Annotated in this window: 19 protein-coding genes; 7 read left to right on the forward strand and 12 right to left on the reverse strand. The window is 60.1% G+C overall.

The window, feature by feature from the left end:
- Positions 1-183 precede the first annotated feature (183 nt).
- Genes FJ979_RS28795 through FJ979_RS28805 form a run of 3 tightly spaced genes read right to left on the reverse strand, consistent with a single transcriptional unit; the run spans position 184 to position 4447 of the window.
- Positions 184-1008: a hypothetical protein gene (locus FJ979_RS28795; RefSeq protein WP_140584409.1), complete on the reverse strand. Its 825-nt coding sequence runs from the start codon at positions 1006-1008 to the stop codon at positions 184-186.
- Positions 1008-2420: a hypothetical protein gene (locus tag FJ979_RS28800; protein WP_140584410.1), complete on the reverse strand. Its 1413-nt coding sequence runs from the start codon at positions 2418-2420 to the stop codon at positions 1008-1010. The genes FJ979_RS28795 and FJ979_RS28800 overlap by 1 nt, the downstream gene beginning before the upstream one ends.
- A 20-nt stretch (positions 2421-2440) precedes the next feature.
- Positions 2441-4447: an N-6 DNA methylase gene (locus FJ979_RS28805; RefSeq protein WP_140584411.1), complete on the reverse strand. Its 2007-nt coding sequence runs from the start codon at positions 4445-4447 to the stop codon at positions 2441-2443.
- Between the two features lie 709 nt (positions 4448-5156).
- Between FJ979_RS28805 and FJ979_RS28810 the strand changes: the two genes are divergently transcribed.
- From FJ979_RS28810 to FJ979_RS28820, 3 genes are all read left to right on the forward strand, one after another.
- Positions 5157-5855: a DUF2161 family putative PD-(D/E)XK-type phosphodiesterase gene (locus FJ979_RS28810; protein WP_140525192.1), complete on the forward strand. Its 699-nt coding sequence runs from the start codon at positions 5157-5159 to the stop codon at positions 5853-5855.
- Positions 5856-5900: 45 nt separating this feature from the next.
- Positions 5901-6308, forward strand: a complete 408-nt coding sequence (locus FJ979_RS28815; protein WP_140498595.1) for a DUF930 domain-containing protein — start codon at positions 5901-5903, stop codon at positions 6306-6308.
- Between the two features lie 185 nt (positions 6309-6493).
- Positions 6494-7180: a TerC family protein gene (locus FJ979_RS28820; RefSeq protein WP_140498596.1), complete on the forward strand. Its 687-nt coding sequence runs from the start codon at positions 6494-6496 to the stop codon at positions 7178-7180.
- Positions 7181-7209: 29 nt separating this feature from the next.
- Here FJ979_RS28820 and FJ979_RS28825 read toward each other — a convergent pair whose 3' ends face one another.
- Positions 7210-7635, reverse strand: a complete 426-nt coding sequence (locus tag FJ979_RS28825) for a hypothetical protein (protein ID WP_140584412.1) — start codon at positions 7633-7635, stop codon at positions 7210-7212.
- A gap of 314 nt (positions 7636-7949) precedes the next feature.
- Here FJ979_RS28825 and rimO point away from each other — a divergent pair, with 314 nt between their 5' ends.
- Entirely contained in the window at positions 7950-9263 is a 1314-nt protein-coding gene (gene rimO, locus FJ979_RS28830) for a 30S ribosomal protein S12 methylthiotransferase RimO (RefSeq protein ID WP_140498598.1), read from the forward strand.
- A 98-nt stretch (positions 9264-9361) separates the two neighbouring features.
- Positions 9362-10468, forward strand: a complete 1107-nt coding sequence (locus FJ979_RS28835) for an acyltransferase (RefSeq protein ID WP_140498599.1) — start codon at positions 9362-9364, stop codon at positions 10466-10468.
- Between the two features lie 45 nt (positions 10469-10513).
- Here FJ979_RS28835 and FJ979_RS28840 read toward each other — a convergent pair whose 3' ends face one another.
- From FJ979_RS28840 to FJ979_RS28875, 8 genes are all read right to left on the reverse strand, one after another.
- On the reverse strand, positions 10514-11581 hold the full coding sequence (locus tag FJ979_RS28840) for a BMP family ABC transporter substrate-binding protein (protein ID WP_140498600.1): 1068 nt from the start codon (positions 11579-11581) through the stop codon (positions 10514-10516).
- Between the two features lie 51 nt (positions 11582-11632).
- Positions 11633-12553: an ABC transporter permease gene (locus tag FJ979_RS28845; RefSeq protein WP_140498601.1), complete on the reverse strand. Its 921-nt coding sequence runs from the start codon at positions 12551-12553 to the stop codon at positions 11633-11635.
- Complete coding sequence (locus FJ979_RS28850) at positions 12553-13683, reverse strand: ABC transporter permease (protein WP_140584413.1); 1131 nt, start codon at positions 13681-13683, stop codon at positions 12553-12555. Before FJ979_RS28850 ends, FJ979_RS28845 begins: the two co-directional genes overlap by 1 nt.
- On the reverse strand, positions 13680-15257 hold the full coding sequence (locus FJ979_RS28855) for an ABC transporter ATP-binding protein (RefSeq protein ID WP_181165345.1): 1578 nt from the start codon (positions 15255-15257) through the stop codon (positions 13680-13682). The genes FJ979_RS28850 and FJ979_RS28855 overlap by 4 nt, the downstream gene beginning before the upstream one ends.
- Positions 15258-15472: 215 nt before the next feature.
- The gene (locus FJ979_RS28860; RefSeq protein ID WP_140557210.1) at positions 15473-16450 is read right to left on the reverse strand and encodes a quinone oxidoreductase; all 978 of its coding nucleotides are present in this window, start codon (positions 16448-16450) and stop codon (positions 15473-15475) included.
- A 27-nt stretch (positions 16451-16477) separates the two neighbouring features.
- Positions 16478-17296 carry a phosphatidylcholine synthase gene (gene pcsA, locus FJ979_RS28865; RefSeq protein ID WP_140498605.1) on the reverse strand — a complete coding sequence of 273 codons (819 nt, stop codon included), beginning with the start codon at positions 17294-17296 and terminating at the stop codon, positions 16478-16480.
- A complete protein-coding gene (locus FJ979_RS28870; protein ID WP_140515399.1) occupies positions 17293-17907 on the reverse strand; it encodes a DUF1326 domain-containing protein in 615 nt (204 codons plus the stop codon). The genes pcsA and FJ979_RS28870 overlap by 4 nt, the downstream gene beginning before the upstream one ends.
- 14 nt (positions 17908-17921) lie before the next feature.
- A complete protein-coding gene (locus FJ979_RS28875; protein WP_181168623.1) occupies positions 17922-18818 on the reverse strand; it encodes a DUF2182 domain-containing protein in 897 nt (298 codons plus the stop codon).
- Between the two features lie 112 nt (positions 18819-18930).
- On the opposite strand from FJ979_RS28875, the gene FJ979_RS28880 reads away from it, so the two are divergent.
- Together FJ979_RS28880 and hspQ are read left to right on the forward strand one after the other, a co-directional pair.
- The gene (locus FJ979_RS28880; protein ID WP_140584414.1) at positions 18931-20145 is read left to right on the forward strand and encodes a UbiH/UbiF family hydroxylase; all 1215 of its coding nucleotides are present in this window, start codon (positions 18931-18933) and stop codon (positions 20143-20145) included.
- 159 nt (positions 20146-20304) lie between these two features.
- Positions 20305-20628: a heat shock protein HspQ gene (gene hspQ / locus FJ979_RS28885; RefSeq protein ID WP_181165343.1), complete on the forward strand. Its 324-nt coding sequence runs from the start codon at positions 20305-20307 to the stop codon at positions 20626-20628.
- The last annotated feature ends 79 nt before the right edge of the window (positions 20629-20707 follow it).

Consider the following 20707-nt stretch of genomic DNA (forward strand, 5'->3'; position numbering starts at 1 on the left):
AACACCTCCGGCCAAAAGCCAAAAGTGTTACCCATGTGTCCGGTACAAAACGTCACCTATGTCTCGGGTCGCTCACCCGAAATCCATTTATATCCCGGCCTTTTGGCAGTTTTCGATTAGAGGGCTACTAACCAATCATCTAATCACTTCGTTGGCCCTCGGCACCGCCGGGGAGGCCAACCCTCAAAGCGTGCATTTCACAAGCCGCATGGCAATTAGATATGCCGGCCTGTAGATTTGATTGTGTGTGTCATTCGGCGTGATGGATCCATGGAACAGTGCGTTCCGCAGCCCATAAAGCACGTCGATCAAAGCAGAAAAGTTCTTTTCGGAATCGTCGATGAAATGCACGTCGCCGTATGTTAGCATTTTCTGCGCGCTATGTTCGGCAAGCACGTTCATAACCAACCTTGGGGCGACAGCTTCGAAAAGAGCTAAAAGAACTGCACGCTGTACATCTGCGAGTGCGCGAAACGTTGCGTCATCCTCTAGAGCACGCCGATCGTGCGACGGAAGGGTCAAACCAAATGCGGAAATGGATCTCGATGCTGAAATCTCAAGAGACACCTCGCCTCTGTTTGGGTGATCGCGACGGCAACGGAAGGTGCGCGTCCACTTGACTTGCTGTTCGTCTTTTCTACCGTTCGCCCCAATATCGACGGTTTCGAAACAGACCCTGCCCCTACGCCCTTCAACGATGCATTGCTGAAGGCGGCGGTGTAGTTCGCCAATCTGCAATCGGAATTGCTGCGCATCCCCACTATCGTCTTGCCAGTTCGATTCTGCATCGCGTGCGACGCGCAGATTTCGCGATATCATAGGCAGCGTTTTGTTTTTTACGACATTGCTGGTGCCTTTGACCTTGTCCAATAATTCGCGGTCGCTCAAATCACCGAATGTGTCGGTCATCCATGCGTTGAAGGGTATCCAAGCCTTGATGAATTGGCTGAACCAATCGACTTCGGCGACGTCGCGCCAGCGCTTCAGATTGTCGCCCAAACCCGGCATCACACGCCCCCAGATTTGTCGAGGGAGGTCAGCGCCGCTCCTTCGCTGTCTTCAATAGCGATTTCCACCGCCCGCTTGGCGGCATTCAGAAGGGCCCGGGCGCGGGCCCGAGCAGCGCGGCCTTCCTGGACCGCCGCAACAACCGCCTTTTCGGTTGCTTCATCGACTGCAGGAAAGGGTAAAGCCAAGATGTCGGCTTCCGAAATTGCCGGATACATGCTTGCGCTGGCAAACAGGTCCATCAACTCGCAAATAACGGGAAGACGCAGATAGGTCAGAAGCAATTCCGGCTGCACACCGGTCGGGTTCAGTACGACAAAGCCGGAAGAGCACACATAGCCGTTTTGTTCTGGCCCGATCTGCGCACTCAAGCGCCGGATGGGGCGAACGGTCGATGTAATGATATCTCCGGGTCGAACGAACCACGTCGCGCGGCTGGGCGCTTCGTCGGCTGCAACCCGGCTGCTTCCGGTGGCTCCCGTTCCATCAAGGTCGCCGATTTCGATGTAGTCGAAGTCGCCGTGCCTGCCTGCGTTGAACTTTTCGCGGCGGGGTGCAGCTATCGTACCGACGGTCGTGCCCGCGCCTGACAAGTGGTCGATCAACTGTTGGATGCGGGGTGCGAAGAATTGCGCGTCCAGCCTCTTCGAGGCGAATGCATCGTTGGAGGAAGCGCTATACGTTAATAGTTCTGACGGCCTCAAATCGGCCAGTCCAAGGGCAGAAATCAAATGCTGTTCAGCTTTCTCCTCTTGATAGCGAGCGCTATCAACATTTTGGTATGCTGTGCTCACTGTTTCAGCGATTGCATTCCTTAGGTCGCGCGAACCTACAAAAAACGGCAAGTCTCGAACTAGAGTGATTGTCAAATGCGGCTGCGCGGTCTGCGAACTTGAACGCGTCAAAAGCCTCTTAAAAAGGTCGGAGCGGAAATAGGCGAAGAGTGACTGGCGTTCATTTTCAGGCAAGCCCGACGTATTGAGGAAAATTAGGTCACGGCTAACAGCGCCCATAGACTTAACAAGACCAGTACGGTCTATCGCGCCACCTTTCGTAAATACTATGTCGCCGGGCCGGACCATTTTTAAGGTTGGAAAGCGACTGCATAGCTCTTCCGGAATTCGCAAAGCTCTTTGTTCATCAATAATTCCGTCAATATCACCCACTCGATAAAATGGTAATTCTCCGGATTCATAATACTCTTCGATACTTGGATAAAAGGCACTAGCGTCAACCGAAATTCGCATTGCCTTAGATGTTTTGAACAAAGAGGAGTTTGCTATTATTAGTTGCTCATCTCGAAGGTATGCTTTCTTAAAATATTCTGGATCAAGCCTGCGCGTGCTCGCGCTTCTCATTGCATGACTCTTGGCGACGATGGAAATTTCTAGCCTCCCCGACAGCGCGTCCAATTTCGCGCTATCGTGGAGGCCTATGGAAAAAAACTTAGGCCCTCTTTCTTGGCAAATTCGATGAAGGCTTCGGCTACGCCGTCCTGCGTTCGTCCGTCATGGTTGAACAGATCATGGGCAACGATGAAATGCCCATGGCTGTCGCGCTTGTTGGTGCCGTCCGGATTCTTGACGTAGACTTTTTCGCCCCGATTATTGACGCTCTCGACCTGTTGCGTAGCGAAGAAGATGTTGTAGTCATCCACCTTCTTACAAACCGGCCCCGCCTCGGCGTCGTCGTTCCATTTCTGCACGAATAGAACACTTGTCTTCGTACCAGTGTGCGGCTTGAACGTGTTCGGGTGGAGGCCGACAACTGCCAGAACGCGGCATTGCTCCATGATGAAGTTGCGCACGCGCTGGTCACTGGAATTGTTGAACCTACCTTGGGGCAGAACGACCGCCATGCGCCCACCGGGCTTCAGAAAGTCAAGATTGCGTTCGATGAACAGGAGGTCACGACCGACGGAACTTTCGTACTTGCCGTTATCCTTCTGCGCGATGACATAAGGCGCAAGCATGTCTGTCTGCTTGATATCTCCGGCGAATGGCGGGTTGGCCATGACGAGATCGAAACTGAAGCGGCGGAAATTGCCCTGCTTCTTATCGGCTCGGAGCTTCTTCAGCTTTGTCCAGCCTCGGCCGTAGGTTTCCTGCCATTCGTCCTGCTTGGTCGTCTCTTCCCACTTTGGCCAGTCCAACGTGTTCATATGCAACACGTTAGTTTGTCCATCGCCTGCAATGAGGTTGAGGCAGCGGGACACACGCACGCTCTTTTCGTCAAAGTCCAGAGCGAAGACCTTGTTCCTTACATAGTCCCTGCAGCGCTGTGGCTTCTCTTCGGCAGTAAAAAGGTTTGATCGGGGTAGTTTGAGGTCCTCAAGGATATCGCCCCAAACGTGGAACATCGAATGGACCGTGAACCCGGCGGACCCGCAGGCCGGGTCGATGACGGTTTCCTTCTCTGTCGGGTTCAACATCTTCACACACATGTCGATGACCCATCGGGGCGTGAAATACTGCCCCTTTTCACCCTTAGCTGATTTGGAAACCAGGTATTCGAATGCATCGTCCACCACATCCAGGTTGGAGTTGAACAACTTCCATTCTTCCAGTGACGCGACACAGACCTGAAGGTGGTCCTGTGAAAGCTTGATGCGTTCGTCTTCGGAAAAGACGCCGGGCCATTCGGCCTTGGCAGCGTCGAAAAGATTCTGAATGTTCTCTTTTAGCTTCGAGGCTGTGTTGCTGTTGCGGAACCGAAGGTGCGGATAACGCCCTTGGTGGCAGGACATTTCATCATACAACTTGGTGAAGACCAGTTTGAAGACTTCCTCGAACACGTCCACGCCCGCGTTGGCCAGAACTTCGTCTTCAAGATCGACAATCTTCTCGCGCAGTGCCTTGTTACCAACCGAAGAAAGGGCGCGTTCGTTTTCCTTGTCTTCAAGCGTCTTTAGCGTCCACGGCTCATTAATGATATCTTCAATGTCCTGCGTGGCGGTGGGGAGGTGTGGGATTTCTTGCAGATAGTTGGGACTCTTGCGGTTCCAAACGGCGCTATCTGGCCCGTTGGTCCATAGCGCCAGTGGCGCGCCCGTGGCGTGGGTATACGATCGAAGCTGCTCTTTGCCGTCCTTCTGTTTGCCCTGCTTAACCTCAACAATTATGTAGGGCACCGTCGGTCGGTGTTCGTCAAATACAACGATATCTGCTCGCTTGGAAGAATCTCGACCAAAGGTGATGGGGAATTCAACCGCTAGGCGATTTAGAGGGTAGCCGTACCTAGCCTGAAGTAGATGCAACCAATATTGTCTTACGCACTCTTCAGACTTGGCAAGTATGTCCTTCTTGCGAACTGGACACTTAAAATAGAAACGCTCATCTTTTTCCAGCAATAGGGCATCAAGAGCGGCCAATTCAACCCCGGAGAGAGATTTTAACCAAGGGCCGATGTCGCTTCGGCCAAATGCTTCGATAGTCCCCATGCCCAGTTTCTCGCCCCCTCGGTCGATTCGATTTTCCGGATTGGTAACATACGAAATCCGCCTTGGCAGGCGCATTCACCACTAAGGTTGACTTCATCGGTGCGAACTGACCAGCGGGTCGAACATCCGCAACGGACGCGACTAGCGGAGGCCCTCTCCGTCGATTTCTTGGCAGAAATTCAGCAAGAACCAGGCTGTTTGATTTCATTTGGCCTGTCACTAATCATGTGTTCTCACCGAATGGTGCAAATTCGCGGTTAACCGAACGTGGCCAAGCAGCCCCGGCCCGAACTGTGAACCGTCATCTCAAAGGCCAATCCATAAGCTTGGATACATGGTCCCTGGTCATCGCGGCATCCTGTTTGGGGGCCTTGAAGCGGCTGCGAAGGATCTCATACCTGATACCAATTTCCGCGACGACTTGGTCGATGTCCGAGCGTTCGTTTTCTCGTTTCGTGCGACCTACGATGGTGACTATTGCTGAGCGATAGTATTCAGCGAGGTTGAGGATTACGGATTCAAGATAGCTCGGCATCCGGCCCGCATGAACCAATTGGTTTCGTGCTCGATACACGCGGTGAATTTGCCATCTGACGCGATCAAAATGACCATCCATAGTGCGGTGTGGGACGCCGATGTCGCTTCCTTCATGATGTGGTGAGGGTCACTCCCGAGGCTTTTCGTGCCGAATCGGCTAAGCCTTGAGCCTATGAACGAAACCTCCCTCTACGCGCCGGTGAAGCGGTTTCTCGAAAGCCTGGATTTTGCCGTTAAGGGCGAGATCGGCGGCTGCGACATTGTCGCGCTGCGTGAGGGGGAGCCGCCCGTCGTCGTCATTTGCGAGTTGAAGCTGGCGTTCAATCTCGAACTGGTGCTGCAAGGCGTCGACCGCGCGACCGCCTGCGACGAGGTGTGGCTGGCCGCGCGCATGTCGGCCAGGGGCAAGGGACGCGAGAGCGACGCCCGGTTCCGCAATCTTTGCCGCCGGCTTGGCTTCGGCCTGCTCGGCGTGACGGCGAGCGACCGGGTCGAGGTGCTCCTGAGTCCGGTCACCGTCGCGCCGCGCAAGAACCCACGGCGCCGCTCGCGGCTGGTCGACGAGCACCGCCGGCGCCGCGGCGATCCTGTCGCGGGCGGGGGATCGCGCAATCCCATCATGACAGCATACCGCCAAAGCGCCCTCGCCTGCGCCGCGGCATTGGCCGACGGGCCCAAGCGCCCGCGCGATCTCAAGGCGCTGACGCCGCTTGCGCCGAAAATCCTGCTGCACAATGTCTATGGCTGGTTCGCGCGCGTCGACCGCGGCGTATACGATCTGACCGACGCCGGCCGTGCCTCGCTGATGCGTTGGCCGCAGCCATCGCACGATGAATCCCGACACGGGATTTTGAACGCGCCGAGTGCCTGAGCGCGGGACAACGCCCGGCCCTTTGGTTGATTTTTCAGACAAAATATGCTGCTTGTCCCGCCCATGAAGACACTCTGCACGACGGTCATGGCGTTCTTGACCCTGGCTTTTCCGGCCAACGCCATGGACAGCGCCTTGCGCGCAGGCCTCCTGAAACTCGACCCGCAAACCCGCCTCGAACAGCGCTGTGATGCTGAAGTCCTCGACCGGATCACCCATGACGACCGCAAGTACAAGGCGGATCGGGTGGTCGCTTACGCCTTTGCCACGCCGGTCATGAGCGACGACGCCATTAAGAGCCCGGGAGCCGCCTTCCGCAGCAAGGGGCAATGGTACCGGCTGAAATTCAAGTGCGAGACGGCGCCGGACCATATGGAGGTCTTACAGCTCCGCTACCGCATCGGCGACGAGATTCCGGAGACCGACTGGGCAAAATACAATCTCTACGATTAGGTTTTTCATTGCCGTTTCGGCTCGTCTGCCCGTGATTGTCGAATCCCCTCAATGGCGCCGCTGCAACGAAAGCGGTTTTGCGGCGTTGCCCGAAGCGATGTCTTGACGGCAAGGAACCATGCCTTTAGGGCGGGCTGGGTGATCGACAACGAACACTCGGCGAACAGGCAAGGGCTTCCAGGTCGATGGAAATATTTACTGCCGCAGGCTTATCGGCCCTTTTTCAGGTTATCGCGATCGATCTTGCGCTGGCTGGGGACAACGCCATCGTCATCGGCCTTGCGGCGGCCGGCCTGCCGGCCAGTCAGCGCAAACGGGCCATTCTGGTCGGCATCATCGCGGCCACCGTCCTTCGCATTTTCTTCGCCCTGATCACGCAATGGCTGCTGACAATTGGCCCCATGCTCCTCATCGCCGGCGGCCTGCTGCTGCTTTGGGTATGCTGGAAGATGTGGCGGGAGCTGGGTGTCAGCCACGAGCAGGAACGCGACGCGACCGAAGCGCTGTCGAATGGCGATTTCGACAAGGATGGGACCATCGCCGGCAAGTCGCCGCGCAAGACCTTCTCGCAGGCCGCGTGGCAGATCGTCATTGCCGACGTCTCGATGTCGCTCGACAATGTCCTGGCCGTCGCGGGTGCGGCCATGAACCATCCGACGGTGCTGATCATCGGCCTCGCTCTGTCGATTGCGCTGATGGGCTTCGCCGCGTCCTTCGTGGCGCGCCTGCTGCACAAATACCGCTGGATCGCCTATATCGGCCTGCTGATCATCCTTTACGTCGCCGTGAAGATGCTTCTCGATGGCGCCGTGCAGCAGTTTCCCGACCAATTCGCTTTCCTGGCGCCCTGGTTCGGGTCGAGCGGCCACTGAGCCGGAACCCTCGCGCCCGCCGATGTTGGTCAGTTTGAAATTGCAGCGTAGTGGTTCATTCTAATTGGGATTGAACCGGTGCCCATCGGCGCGAAGAAGCATGTCCACCTATATCGCTGGTAAGGATCAAACTTCATATGGGGAATGATCGTTCGATAAAACGTCACTAGACGCTCGCAGATGTGGTATCGATCATCGGGCGCAGCCTGGACACGTTCTCTCGGGATAAACCACTCTGCTTCTTGTGGCTCATTCAAGTAGGTAGGGTGCAGCCTGACAAAATAGCCGTCTTTGGTCATCCTGACATCGTTGGAATCGATGGGGCGGCAATCCTTGTTTCCGCAGCAGTCATAGTGAAGAACGGGATCGGTCTTGCCCGTATACCAACCGTGTGCGTCCGCATCGCCGGGCAGCACAAGCCATGCCAATGCAATGTGTCCTAGCAACTGTCTCATGGGACTAGCCCCTCACCATTCTGCCTATAGCATATTAGTGAATCCTAATCATAGCACTGAAAGTCGCGTTGACTGGCTGCCATTACCCGACAATTCGCTTTTGTAAGAGCCACGAACCAACGGCTTTCGGCTTCTTCGCTTCGATCTGCACAACGAGATCGCCGATGTCGGAGAGCTTGCCTGTTTGCCTGTTCGGGCGAGCCGTGCTATTGCGCCGCCCGAATTGAGCTCCCGCCAGAGCCGTGCAAACCGTTATATGTCGAGACTTCGAGCCGGATCAGCGTTTCCGGTTCATGTCCATTGGAACCTTGCCCATGTCCGCCCCGCGCGTCAGCTTCGTCAGTCTCGGATGCCCCAAAGCCCTGGTGGATTCCGAACGCATCATCACGCGCCTGCGCGCCGAGGGCTATGAGATCGCGCGCAAGCATGACGGTGCCGATCTCGTCGTGGTCAACACCTGCGGCTTCCTCGATTCCGCCCGTGATGAATCGCTCAACGCCATTGGTTCGGCGCTTTCGGAGAACGGCAGGGTCATCGTCACCGGCTGCCTGGGCGCCGAGCCCGATGTCATTCGCGAGAAGCATCCCAACGTTCTCGCCATCACCGGTCCGCAGGCCTATGAGAGCGTCATGGCGGCCGTGCACGAGGCTGCGCCGCCGAGCCATGATCCCTATATCGATCTGCTGCCGCCTCAAGGCGTCAAGCTCACGCCGCGCCACTATGCCTATCTCAAGATTTCGGAAGGCTGCAACAATCGCTGCACCTTCTGCATCATCCCGGCGCTGCGCGGCGACCTTGTCTCGCGGCCAGCGGCCGATGTGCTGCGTGAAGCCGAGAAACTGGCCAAGGCCGGCGTCAAGGAACTCCTCGTCATCTCGCAGGACACCAGCGCCTACGGCATCGACATCAAATACCAGGCCAGCATGTTCGGTGATCGTGAAGTGCGGGCGAAATTCCTCGATCTGTCCGAGGAACTGGGCAAGCTCGGCATCTGGGTGCGCATGCACTATGTCTACCCCTACCCGCACGTGGCCGACGTCATCCCGCTGATGGCCGAGGGAAAAATCCTTCCCTACCTCGACATCCCCTTCCAGCATGCGTCGCCGCAGGTGTTGAAGAACATGCGCCGACCGGCACATGGCGAAAAGACGCTCGAGCGCATTCGCGGCTGGCGCGATGTGTGTCCCGACCTCGCCATCCGCTCGACCTTCATCGTCGGCTTTCCCGGCGAGACCGACGAGGATTTCGAGATGCTGCTCGACTGGCTGGACGAAGCGAAGATCGATCGCGCCGGCTGCTTCAAATATGAACCTGTACGGGGCGCGCGCTCCAACGAACTCGGCCTTGAGCAGGTGCCGCAGGAAATCAAGGAGGCGCGCTGGCACCGCTTCATGCAGCGCCAGCAGAAGATCTCGGCGACGCAATTGGCCAAGAAGGTCGGCAAGCGCCTGCCGGTGCTGATCGACGAAGCGCATGGCACATCAGCCAAGGGCCGCACCAAATACGATGCGCCGGAGATTGATGGCTCCGTCCACATCCAGTCGCGCCGCCCGCTGCGCGCCGGCGACATCGTCACCGTCAAGGTCGATCGCGCCGACGCCTATGACCTCTACGGCTCGGCCGTCTGAGACTGCGATTTACCACATTTCGCGATAGTTCCGGCCATTTACCCTGTTTGGCCGCCGCCTGCCTTATGGTTTCCGGACCGTAAACGCAGGAACTCAGGATGGACCCCAGACCTGTCCGCCAGGATTATATCGCGACGCTCGACCTGTTGAGGCTGGCGGCGGCGCTGGCCGTTGTGCTGTTTCACTATTTCTTCCGCGGCGCGGCTGCCGACGGCTTTCTCACGACGGGCTATCCTCATGCCGCGCCACTCGCTCTGTACGGCTATCTCGGCGTCAATCTTTTCTTTCTGATCAGCGGTTTCGTCATCGCATGGTCGGCGGAAGGCGGCGGCTGGGAAGAATTCGCCGTCGCACGTTTCGCGCGTCTATATCCGGGCTTTCTGCTCTGCATGACGATAAGCTTCGCGGTTATCGCCTTTTCCGGCACGCCGCTGCTCCCGGCCTCTCTCAGCCAATATCTCGCCAATCTCACAATGTTCGCGCCGGCCTTCGGTCAGCCTTTCATGGACGGCGTCTACTGGTCGGTCGTGCTTGAAGTGGTTTTCTACGGCTGGGTGACGCTGGCCCTGATTGCCGGCGTTTTCCAGCGATGGAAATTGGGGCTGATCCTCGGCTGGCTGGCGATCTCGGCCATCAACGAACTCTTCCTCGGCAGCGGCGCGGCGCGGCTTCTGTTTCTCACCGAGTTCGGGCCGTTCTTCGCCGCCGGCATGCTGGTCCATCATCTCCACGCGCATGGTCGCTCAGTGCCGGCCTTGCTGTTGCTGGCGGCCGCCTTCGTGCTCTCCAGCTATACGCTATCGGTGACGCAACAGTGGATGATCGGGCATTATGGCATTGCGGTCTCGTCCGCCCATCTCGTGGCCGCCAACCTCGCGATGCACGCGGCGCTGATCGGCGCTGTCCTGCTGCGCCACCGGATCAGGCCGTCGGCGTTCACGCTGGCTCTCGGCGGGCTGACTTACCCGCTTTATCTCATTCACCAGAATGCCGGCTATCTCTTCATCAGCGCCTTGACGCCGCTGGCCGGCAAATGGGTTGCAGCGTGGACCTGCGTGGCGCTCATGGTTTTGGTGTCGTGGGCGATCTGGCGCTATTTCGAGCGGCCGGTGCAGCGTTGGCTCAGGATCCGGCTCAGCCTCGTGGTGGACGCCGGCCTGGTGCGGTTTCGCCATGTCCCGGCGGTAGCGCAAGCCGCCGAATGAAAAGGGCGCCTCGCGGCGCCCTTCCCTGACGAACGTACGTAGAGCTTATTGCGGCAGCTTGTCGTCGACGCCCTTGACGTAGAAATTCATGCCGAGCAGCGTGCCGTCATCGGCGACCTCGCCGTCCTTCAGCCATGGCGAGCCGTCCTGCTTGGCGATCGGTCCGGTGAAGGGGTTCCAGCCGCCGGCGATCTTCTTCTCGGTCGCCTCGGCCATCGCCTTCACGTCGTCGGGCATATTGGTGTAGGGCGCGAGCTTCACCGCGCCGTCCTTGATGCCGAGCCAGACATTGTCGGGCTTCCAGGTGCCGTCGATGGCTGCCTGAACCCGGCTGATGTAATAGGGTCCCCATTCGTCGGTCAGCGAAGTCAACTGCGCGTTCGGCGCGAACTTGATCATGTCGGAGGACTGGCCGAAGCCGTGCAGCTTGCGCTCCTCGGCCACCTGCAGGGCCGCGGTCGAATCCGTGTGCTGGACGATGATATCGGCTCCCTGGTCGAACAGGGCCTTGGCCGCATCGGCTTCCTTGCCCGGATCGAACCAGGAATTCACCCAGACGATCTTGGCCTTGAAATTCGGATTGATCGACTGCGCGCCGAGCATGAAGGAGTTGATGCCCATCACCACTTCCGGGATCGGGAAGGAGACGATGTAGCCGGCGACGCCGGACTTCGATTCCTTGGCCGCGATCTGACCGAGCACATAGCGGCCTTCATAGAAGCGCGCATTGTAGATGCCGAGATTGTCCGCCGTCTTGTAGCCGGTGGCGTGCTCAAACATCACCTTGGGGAACTTCTTGGCGACCTTCACTTCGGCGTCCATGAAGCCGAAGGACGTGCCGAAGATGATCTTGCAGCCTTCGCGCGCCAAGCGCTCGAAAGCACGGTCGGCATCGGGGCCTTCGGAGACGTTTTCAAGATAGGCGGTCTCGACCTTGTCGCCGAGCGCCTTTTCGACTTCGAGGCGGCCCTGGTCGTGCTGGTAGGAATAGCCGAAGTCGCCGATAGGGCCGGTATAGACCCAGCATGCCTTCAGCTTGTCGGCGGCCTCCGCGGACGCGACCAGCGAAAATGCCGCTGTCGTCGTCATAAGGGCAATAAGCAGTTTTTTCATCGTGTTACCTCTCTGAGTTAAGCCTTGGAGCTTCCCGTCTTGTTATTGTTGTCAACGATCCGGAACGAATGGCTGCCCCAAGGAAGCCGGTGTGTTCATCATCGTCAGACGCTTGTTGCGCGAGATTAGAACGAGAACCACGACCGTCGCCAGATAGGGCAACGAAGAAAGCAGTTGCGAAGGCACCGGAATGCCAAAAGCCTGTGCATGAAGCTGGCCGATCCACACCGCGCCGAAGATATAGGCGCCCGCCAGCACCCGCCACGGCCGCCAGGACGCGAACACCACCAACGCAAGCGCGATCCAGCCGCGGCCCGCGCTCATGTTCTCGACCCATTGCGGGGTGTAGACCAGCGAGAGATGGCCGCCGGCAAGACCGGCGCAGGCGCCGCCGAAGATCACCGAGAGATAGCGGTAGCGGATGACCCTGATGCCGAGCGCATGCGCCGAGGCGTGGCTGTCGCCGATCGAGCGCAGCGTCAGCCCGGTGCGCGTCCGGAACAGGAACCACATCACCGCCGCCGTCAGCGCTATCGAGATGTAGAACAGCGGATCCTGGCCGAACAGCAGTCTGCCCACCACCGGGATGGAGCTGAGCCCGGGAATATCGAGATTGGGCAACCTGACGCCGGGCTGGCCGACGAAACTGGTTCCCATCATGCCGGAGAGGCCGAGGCCGAGCAGTGTCAGCGACAGGCCGGTCGCCACCTGGTTGGTGGCCAGCGACAGCGTCATGACGGCAAACAGCAGCGAGAACAGCGCGCCCATGGCGATGGCCGCCAAGAGCCCGATCCAGGGCGAGCCGGTCAGATAGCCTGCGCCGAAACCGCCGACGGCGCCCATGATCATCATGCCCTCGACGCCAAGGTTGAGCACGCCGGAGCGTTCGACCACCAGTTCCCCGATCGCCGCAATGAGCAGCGGCGTCGCCGCCGTGGCGATGGTCAGGAGGATGTTGACGGTGATGTCCATCAGCGGGCTTCCTTCAACTTTGGCGCGGCCTCGAGCTTCGCGGCACTCTCCGATTTGGTCAGCGCCAGACTGATCAACCGGATGCGGTAATGGATGAGCGTGTCGCAGCCGAGCACGAAGAACAGCAGCATGCCCTGGAACACGCGCGCCACCTTGTCGGAGATGCCGAGCGCGCTTTGCACCGCCTCGCCGCCGAGATAGGTCAGGGCCAGCACCAGGCCCGCCGCGACGATGCCGAGGGGATTGAGCCGGCCAAGGAACGCCACGATGATGGCGGTGAAGCCGTAGCCGGGCGAAATGACGGGCTGAAGTTGCCCGATGGCGCCGGAAACTTCCGATATCCCGGCAAGCCCGGCCAAGGCGCCCGACAACAGGAAGGCGAAGAAGACCATGCGGTTGAGGCCGAAGCCGGCGAAGCGCCCTGCCCTCGGGCTGGAGCCGAGCACGCGAACCTCGAAACCCTTGAGCATGCGGCTCATCATCAGCCACACCAGCACCGCCGCGACCAGCGCGAACACGAAGCCCCAATTGGCGCGGCCGGCATCCGGCATCAGTTCCGGCAGGATGGCGGAATCGCCGAATTCGATGGTCTGCGGGAAGCCATGGCCCTGCGGGTCGCGCCAGGGTCCGCGCACCAGCCAGTCGAGGAAGAGCTGTGCGACGTAAACCAGCATCAGGCTGGTCAGGATCTCGTTGGTGCTGAAGCGGGTTTTCAGAAATGCGGGGATAGCCGCGTAGGCGGCACCGCCGACCATGCCCAGCAGAAGCATCAGCGGCAGCACCAATGGGCCCTCGAACCCAGGAAACAGCACCGGAACGGCCGAGCCGAAGATGGCGCCGAAGATGAACTGGCCTTCGGCGCCGATGTTCCAGATGTTGGCCTTGTAGCAGACCGACAGGCCGACCGCGATCAGGATCAGCGGCGCCGCCTTGATCGCCAGCTCGTGCAACTGCCAGACCTGACTGACCGGCTCGATGAAATAGATGTTGAACGCGCTGAACGGATTGACCCCGAGCAGCGCGAACATGATGCCGCCCGCGATGATCGTCAGCGCGAAGGCGATGAATGGCGACAGCATGGAAAACAGCGCCGAGCGCTGCGGCCGTTTGACGAGTTCGAGGCGCATCATGCCGTCTCCAGCGTGTGTTCGGCGTGGCCTGGTTCGGCGCCGCCCATCAGCAGGCCGATTTTTTCGAAGGTCGCCTCGGCGATCGCCAGCGGCCTGGACAGTTCGCCATTGTGCATCACCGCGATCGCATCCGATATCTCGAACAGCTCGTCGAGATCCTGGCTGATGACCAACACCGCCGATCCGCTGCGGGACAGTTCGATGAGTGCCTGGCGGATATGGGCGGCTGCGCCTGCATCGACACCCCAGGTCGGCTGGTTGACCACCATGACATCAGGCCTGCGGTCGAGTTCGCGGCCGACGATGAATTTCTGCAGATTGCCGCCGGACAGCGCTGCCGCCTCCGGATCGGGCGCGCTCTTGCGCACGTCCATCGCCTCGATGATGCGCTGGGCGGCGGCATAGACGGTGCCGCTCTTGACCATTCCGCCCGTCCCGACGAAGGTCTTGCCGTCGGTGGCATGGCGCGACAGGAGCAGGTTTTCCGAAAGCCGCATGCGCGGGGCGGCACCATGGCCGAGGCGCTCCTCCGGCACGAAGGCTGCACCCAGCAGCCGGCGCCCGGTGATGCTGAGGCTGCCCGCATCCTTGCCGCGAATGCGCACCGAGGCGGCATCCGGCTGCAGGACTTCACCGGAAACGGATTCGAAGAACTCGCCCTGGCCGTTGCCGGCGACACCGGCGATGCCGATCACCTCGCCGGCGCGGACGGTGAGATTGATATTCTTGAGCGGGATCGAAAACGGCGTCGCCGGCTTGCGGCTGAGGCCGCGGATTTCGAGCAGGGACTGTGCCGTTTCGATGCCCGCGACCGGCGCGCGCACCACGGCCTGCACTTCGTTGCCGACCATCATGCGGGCCAAGGACGCGGCGGTCTCCTCGCGCGGATTGCAGTGGCCGACCACCTTGCCGTGCCGCAGCACGGTGGCGCGGTCGCAGATGCGTTTGACCTCCTCCAGCCGGTGCGAGATGTACAGGATCGATTTGCCTTCCGAGCGCAGACGTTCGAGCGTCTCGAACAGCTTGTCGGCCTCCTGCGGCGTCAGCACCGAGGTCGGCTCGTCCAGGATGATGAGTTGCGGCGTCTGCAGCAGGCAGCGGATGATCTCGATGCGCTGGCGCTCGCCCACCGACAGGTCCCCTACCAGCGATTCAGGATCGAGCGGCAGGCCGTAGCTGTAGGAAAGCGCCCTCGCCTTGGCCGCGATGCTGCTGATCGGGGAGCCGTCATCCAGGGAAAGCGCGATGTTCTCGGCCGCTGTCAGCGCCTCGAACAGCGAGAAGTGCTGGAACACCATGCCGATGCCGAGCTTTTTCGCGACGCCCGGGCTGGTAATTCTGACGGCCTGGCCATTCCAGAATATTTCGCCGGAATTGGGCTCCAGCGAGCCGAACAGCATCTTGACCAGCGTCGATTTGCCGGCGCCGTTCTCGCCGAGCAGCGCGTGGATCTCACCCTTGGCTATGTCGAGGTCGACATGATCGCACGCCGTCAGCGTGCCGAAAATCTTGGTCAGGCCGCGAACCTCAAGCAGATTCGCTCCGTTATGATTTGCACTCACAGTGCCTCCCATCCGGGTTCCCGGATATGTTCTGTGTTCCCGCAAGCATCGTATGCGCGGCCAGCTCTCATGCGAAAGCAGCACTCGACTTGAAAGAGCTTCAAGAATTTCAGCGGAAACTCAAGGGCAAAGATCAGTCTTCTTCGCGCAACCACGCGGCGGGCCGCCTTTTCGCGCAAACCGTGCCCGCACCTGCGGCAGAGAGCTCAAAACCAGGGCAGTTCCCGTCAGGGAACCAGTATGGTCGTGCCCGTGGTCCGGCGGCCTTCAAGATCCGCATGGGCTTTGCCCGCGTCCTTGAGTGCATAACGCTGGTTGATCTTGATCTCGACGGCGCCGCTAAGCACGACTTCGAACAAGGCCGCGGCCGAGGCGTCCAGATCCTCGCGTTTTGCATTGTAGACGAACAACGTCGGCCTTGTAGCGAACAAGGAGCCTTTCTGCGCCAGCAGCGACATCGAGAATGGCGGGATCGGTCCCGACGACTGGCCGAAGCTGACGAACATGCCGAGCGGCTTCAGGCAGTCGAGCGAGGCCGGGAATGTGTCGTTGCCGACGGAGTCGTAGACGACGTCGCATTTTTTGCCGCCGGTGATGGCCGCGACGCCGGCAACGAAATCCTGCTCCTTGTAGTTGATGACATGGTCGAACCCGTGTGCCTTTGCGAGTTCGATCTTGTCGCTCGAACTTGCCGTGCCGATGACGGTCGCGCCCAGATGCTTCGCCCATTGGCCGAGAATGAGCCCGACGCCGCCGGCTGCCGCATGGAACAGGATGGTGTCGCCTGCCTTGACCTTGAAGGTCCGGCGCAAGAGATATTCGGCGGTCATGCCTTTCAGCATCATTGCTGCCGCCTGCTCGTCGCTGATGCCGTCCGGCACCTTGACGACCTTGCTGGCATCGATGACGCGCTCCTGCGCATAGGCGCCTGTGGTGACGGCATAGGCGATCCGGTCGCCGGGCTTCAGCCAGTCAACGCCCTCGCCCACAGTCAGGACCAAACCGGCGGCCTCGCTGCCGGGAATAAGCGGAAACCCGCCGGGCGGCGGATAGAGACCGGAGCGATGATAGACGTCGATGAAATTGAGGCCGATTGCCGTGTGCCTGACCAGGATCTGCCCTGATCCCGGTTGGCCGGGATCGGTGTCCTCATAGGTCAGGACTTCCGGACCGCCATGGGCGTGGATGCGGACTGCTTTGGGCATGGTGGGCTTCCTTGAGAAATTTGCCGATCAGGCTTTTTTGGCACCGAGATTTGGAAAGAACTGCATGATGCCGCCGATACAGGCGAGATAGAGCCCGGTAACGGTAATGCCAATCTTTATGAAGGTGCTGACCTGCGCGCCCAGCACGCCGATCTGGTCATAGAAGGCGGCGAGTGCCGCTTGCGCAAGCGCAAGCGCGCCGAAAGCGCACCACAAAAGAGTCATTGCGAGATTGATGCGCCGCAGCCGCACCACCCTAACCGGATGGATGAAGTTGATCGGAACGAATGTCAGGATGCCCGCCACCACGACCACCGCGAACGAGACCCATTGTCCCGGCTCGATGACGAAGAGCGTGAACACCACCATGTTCCAGACAACGGGGAATCCCTTGAAGAAATTCTCCTTCGTCTTCATGCCGGTGTCTGCATAGTAGATCGCGCTGGACACCACGATGATGGCCGCCGACAGGAACGACAGGCCCTCGCCCATGAAGCCGCGCTGATAGAGCGCGAAGGCCGGGATCAGCACATAGGTGACATAGTCGATGATGTTGTCGAGGAGCTCTCCCGACCATGTTGGCAGGATTTCCTTGACCTCGAGCTTGCGCGCGATCGGCCCGTCTATGCCGTCGACGAACAGCGCCAGCCCCAGCCACCAGAACATGGCCGTCCAGCGCTCCTCGCTCGCCGCCACCAGCGACAGGAAGGCCAGGAACGAACCCGAGGCGGTCAGGAGATGCACCGAAAAGGCGCGCGCCTGCGGCCAGGTGACTTTCTTCTTCGGCCGCGGAATCCGGTCGGCGATTTTCTTGGCGGCTTTCCTGGCCGTTGTGTTCTTGCTCACGGGCCCTGCCAGTCCAGCTTGCAGATTTCGGCTGAACGGCCGCCGAAATTCCAGTTGCGACCAAAGGCTCGCATCTTGCTCTTGTCGGACTTGGCCACGATGATCTCCGGCGCGATCCAATATTCGGAATTGCTGATCACCGTGTCCTTGTCGCGGTCCTTGCCGGCAATTGGCGTGACCGCCCCATCGATGATCTTCGGTATCTGGAAGATACGCGTCTTGTCGCGTGTCTCATAGGTAATCGGCACTTGTTCGACACCGAGGAATTTGCCGACGAGGATCGAAAGCAGCGACGTCGTCCCGCCCGCCTTGCCGGTGAAGATCTTCGTCAACGCCTTGACGGCGTAGATCGAGGCTCTGACGTCGATGAACAGGCCGGCGGTCCAGTTGCCGCGGCTCATATAGCCGGGAATTTCCATGATCAGCCCGAGATTGAGGCCTGACAGGTCGACCTCTCCGAAATGACCGGCATCGATACGGAAACCCGCCCAGGTCTGGCAATAGCCTTCGGTCGGAGGATGGCTGCCCAGCGACAGCACGCAAGGGCAAAAAACCGTGCAATTGCAGGAGAGTACGAGCTCCCCCTTCATTGCCCAGCTCGGATCCGTCATCGAGTTTCCCCCACTCATAGCGAGACTACTAGCAGCGCGGCTGCCCAGACAAGCAGTATCGCACCGGCCAGCCGGGTTGGAAGCCTGCTCGCGGCTTGTTTTTCGATCAGGGTGAACAGGCCGATCAGCGCCATCCAGAAGACGTTCATCACGCCCACGGCGAACATCACCAGCATCAGTGCCCAGCAACAGCCAAGGCACCAGATGCCTTGCGCGACGCCGAGCCGGAAAATGGCTGCAGGCCGCGCGCTCCAGTTGGAAAACAGAATCGCGAAGGGGTTCCTGCATTTCTTCAGGCAGGCCTCCTTCAGGCCACTGAACTGGTAGAGGCCGGCGACCAGCAAGGCGACAGCGCCGGCAATGCCCAGAACCGGATCGAACATCTGGCCTGACGAGGCGAACGCATCGATGGCGAGCGTCAGCGCCGCAAACCCAGCCGACGCGGCCAGCCATGTCGAGAGATAGCCGGCGACCAGCACCAGCGGATGGACGACCGGCTCATGCCTGATCCTGGCCGTATCGGCGATCTCGCAATAGGTTCGGATCATCGGCGCCGCCGAGGCCAGCATCGTCGCGGTCGCCATCAGGAACCACATTGCCGTCAGCGCACCGGCGCGCGGGCCGATATCTCCGTCCAGGGGCGCGGCCGAGAGGCAGAGGGCGAAGAACCGGGCCAGCGAATCGGGCAACGGCAGCTGCGGCAGGGTTTTCAACAAGGCGTCGCCGGGCGCGCCGATACCCGCGGCGCGTCCCTCCGCGGCGCGGACCGCCATTGCGGCCAGGGACAGCCAGGCAAGCAGGATGCCGGCGCCGACAACGAGGTTCACCGTCAAACGCGGGTTGCGTGCGATATCGGCCGTCGCACGGCCTGCGCTGTCGAGATGGCTGAAGTCGTCCTGGCGGCCGGTCATGACCTTCGAATGGGCCGAATCGCCCCGTTGATCAAGCCGTATGACCTGACCTATATGCTCATCGAGTGGCGGGGCGCGTGCGCTGCCCCGCATCGCAAGCCGGAAGTCGATCTTGGAGCATCAGAAAACAGCACGGATACTCATCGCCGGCACGGGGCCGGCAGGGCTGATCGCCGCGCTCGGTTTCGCCGATGCCGGCTTTCCGGTGACGCTCGTCGGGCCGGAGGCATCCGCCCGCGATGGCCGCACGACGGCACTGATGAACCCTGCCTTGAAGGTGCTTGAGCGGCTGGGCGTCCTCGCCGACATCAAGCCGCAGGCCGCGCCCCTCAAGGTGATGCGCATCGTCGACGCGACCAACCGGTTGATCCGCAGTCCGGTCGTCACCTTCCGCGCCAGCGAGATCGACGAGGATCAGTTCGGGCTCAACCTGCCCAATAGCGTCCTCATTCCCGCGCTCGCCGGCAGGGTTGCCGCGCATTCCGGGATCGCGTGGCTGACATCCATGGTCGATGTCTGGCATCTCGGCGCCGATAAGGCTCGCGCGGCCCTTGCCGACGGCAGCGTGATCGAAGCATCCCTGGCGGTTGCCGCCGACGGACGCCTGTCGCCGGCGCGCCAGGCGGCGGGCATCTCGACCGCCGCCCGGACTTATCCCCAGGCAGCGCTGGTGCTCAACTTCTCCCACGGCCGCGATCATGCCTTCACCTCGACCGAGTTCCATACCGAAACCGGTCCGTTCACGCAGGTTCCGCTGCCCGGCAACCGCTCGAGCCTGGTCTGGGTGGTCAAGCCGGAAACCGCCACGGAACTTGCCGCGCTGGACGATGCGACGTTGTCGCTGCGGGTCGAACAGCGGATGCAGTCCATGCTGGGCCGGGTGACGGTCGAGCCAGGCCGGCAGGTCTATCCGCTTGCAACGGCGACGCCGCTGCGTTTTGCGCGCGACCGGGTGGCGCTTGTCGGCGAAGCCGCCCACGTATTTCCGCCGATCGGCGCGCAAGGGCTCAATCTTGGCATCAGGGATATCGACGATCTTATTGGAATCGCGAATGAAAATTATGAAGACCCAGGGGCCGCGAAAGCCCTCGCCATCTATGACTTCAAGCGCCGGCCCGATATTCTGGCGCGCAGCAGCGCGGTCAATCTACTGAACATGTCGCTGCTTTCCGACCTGCTGCCGGCGCAGATGGCGCGCGGTGCCGGGCTCGGCGTGCTTGGTGGTTTTGCACCGCTTCGCGCTTTCTTCATGCGCGAAGGGCTCCGTCCCGGCAGCGGGTTTGCGGCGCTTGGCGGTGGCTTGGGAAAGCAAGCGCGCCAGCAGTGAGCTTGCGAACACATTTGCTGCCGGCAGGCATCGATGGCCGGCAACTCGCCCACAATCTTTGCTCCGTATCACACGCAGCTTGAGGACGCTCAAAGCTTCGGGATTGAATTGATTCGGAGTCTGCGCCAAATAAAGCTAAGGAATTCAGTGGTGAGTACGATGAGAACAGCCAAATTCGCGATCGGACAGGTGGTTCGCCATCGGCTGTTTCCGTTCCGGGGCATCATTTTCGATGTCGATCCGCAATTCGCCAATACGGAGGAATGGTACGAGGCGATCCCCGTCGACGTGCGCCCGCGCAAGGACCAGCCGTTCTACCATCTGCTCGCCGAGAATTCGGAAACCGAGTACATCGCCTATGTGTCCGAGCAGAATCTGCTCGAGGACCAATCGGGAGAACCGGTCCGCCACCCGCAGATCAAGGAAATGTTCGACAAAAAGCCGGACGGACGCTACGAACCGAAACGGCAGTCCAGGCATTGATCACCTCAGGCACTGATCAGTGAGTCAGGTGCAGAAGCAAAAAAGCGGGGCATGACCCCGCTTTTTTGTGGCTTTGAGA

It is taken from the genome of Mesorhizobium sp. B1-1-6, from assembly GCF_006443035.1.
Lineage (GTDB): Bacteria > Pseudomonadota > Alphaproteobacteria > Rhizobiales > Rhizobiaceae > Mesorhizobium.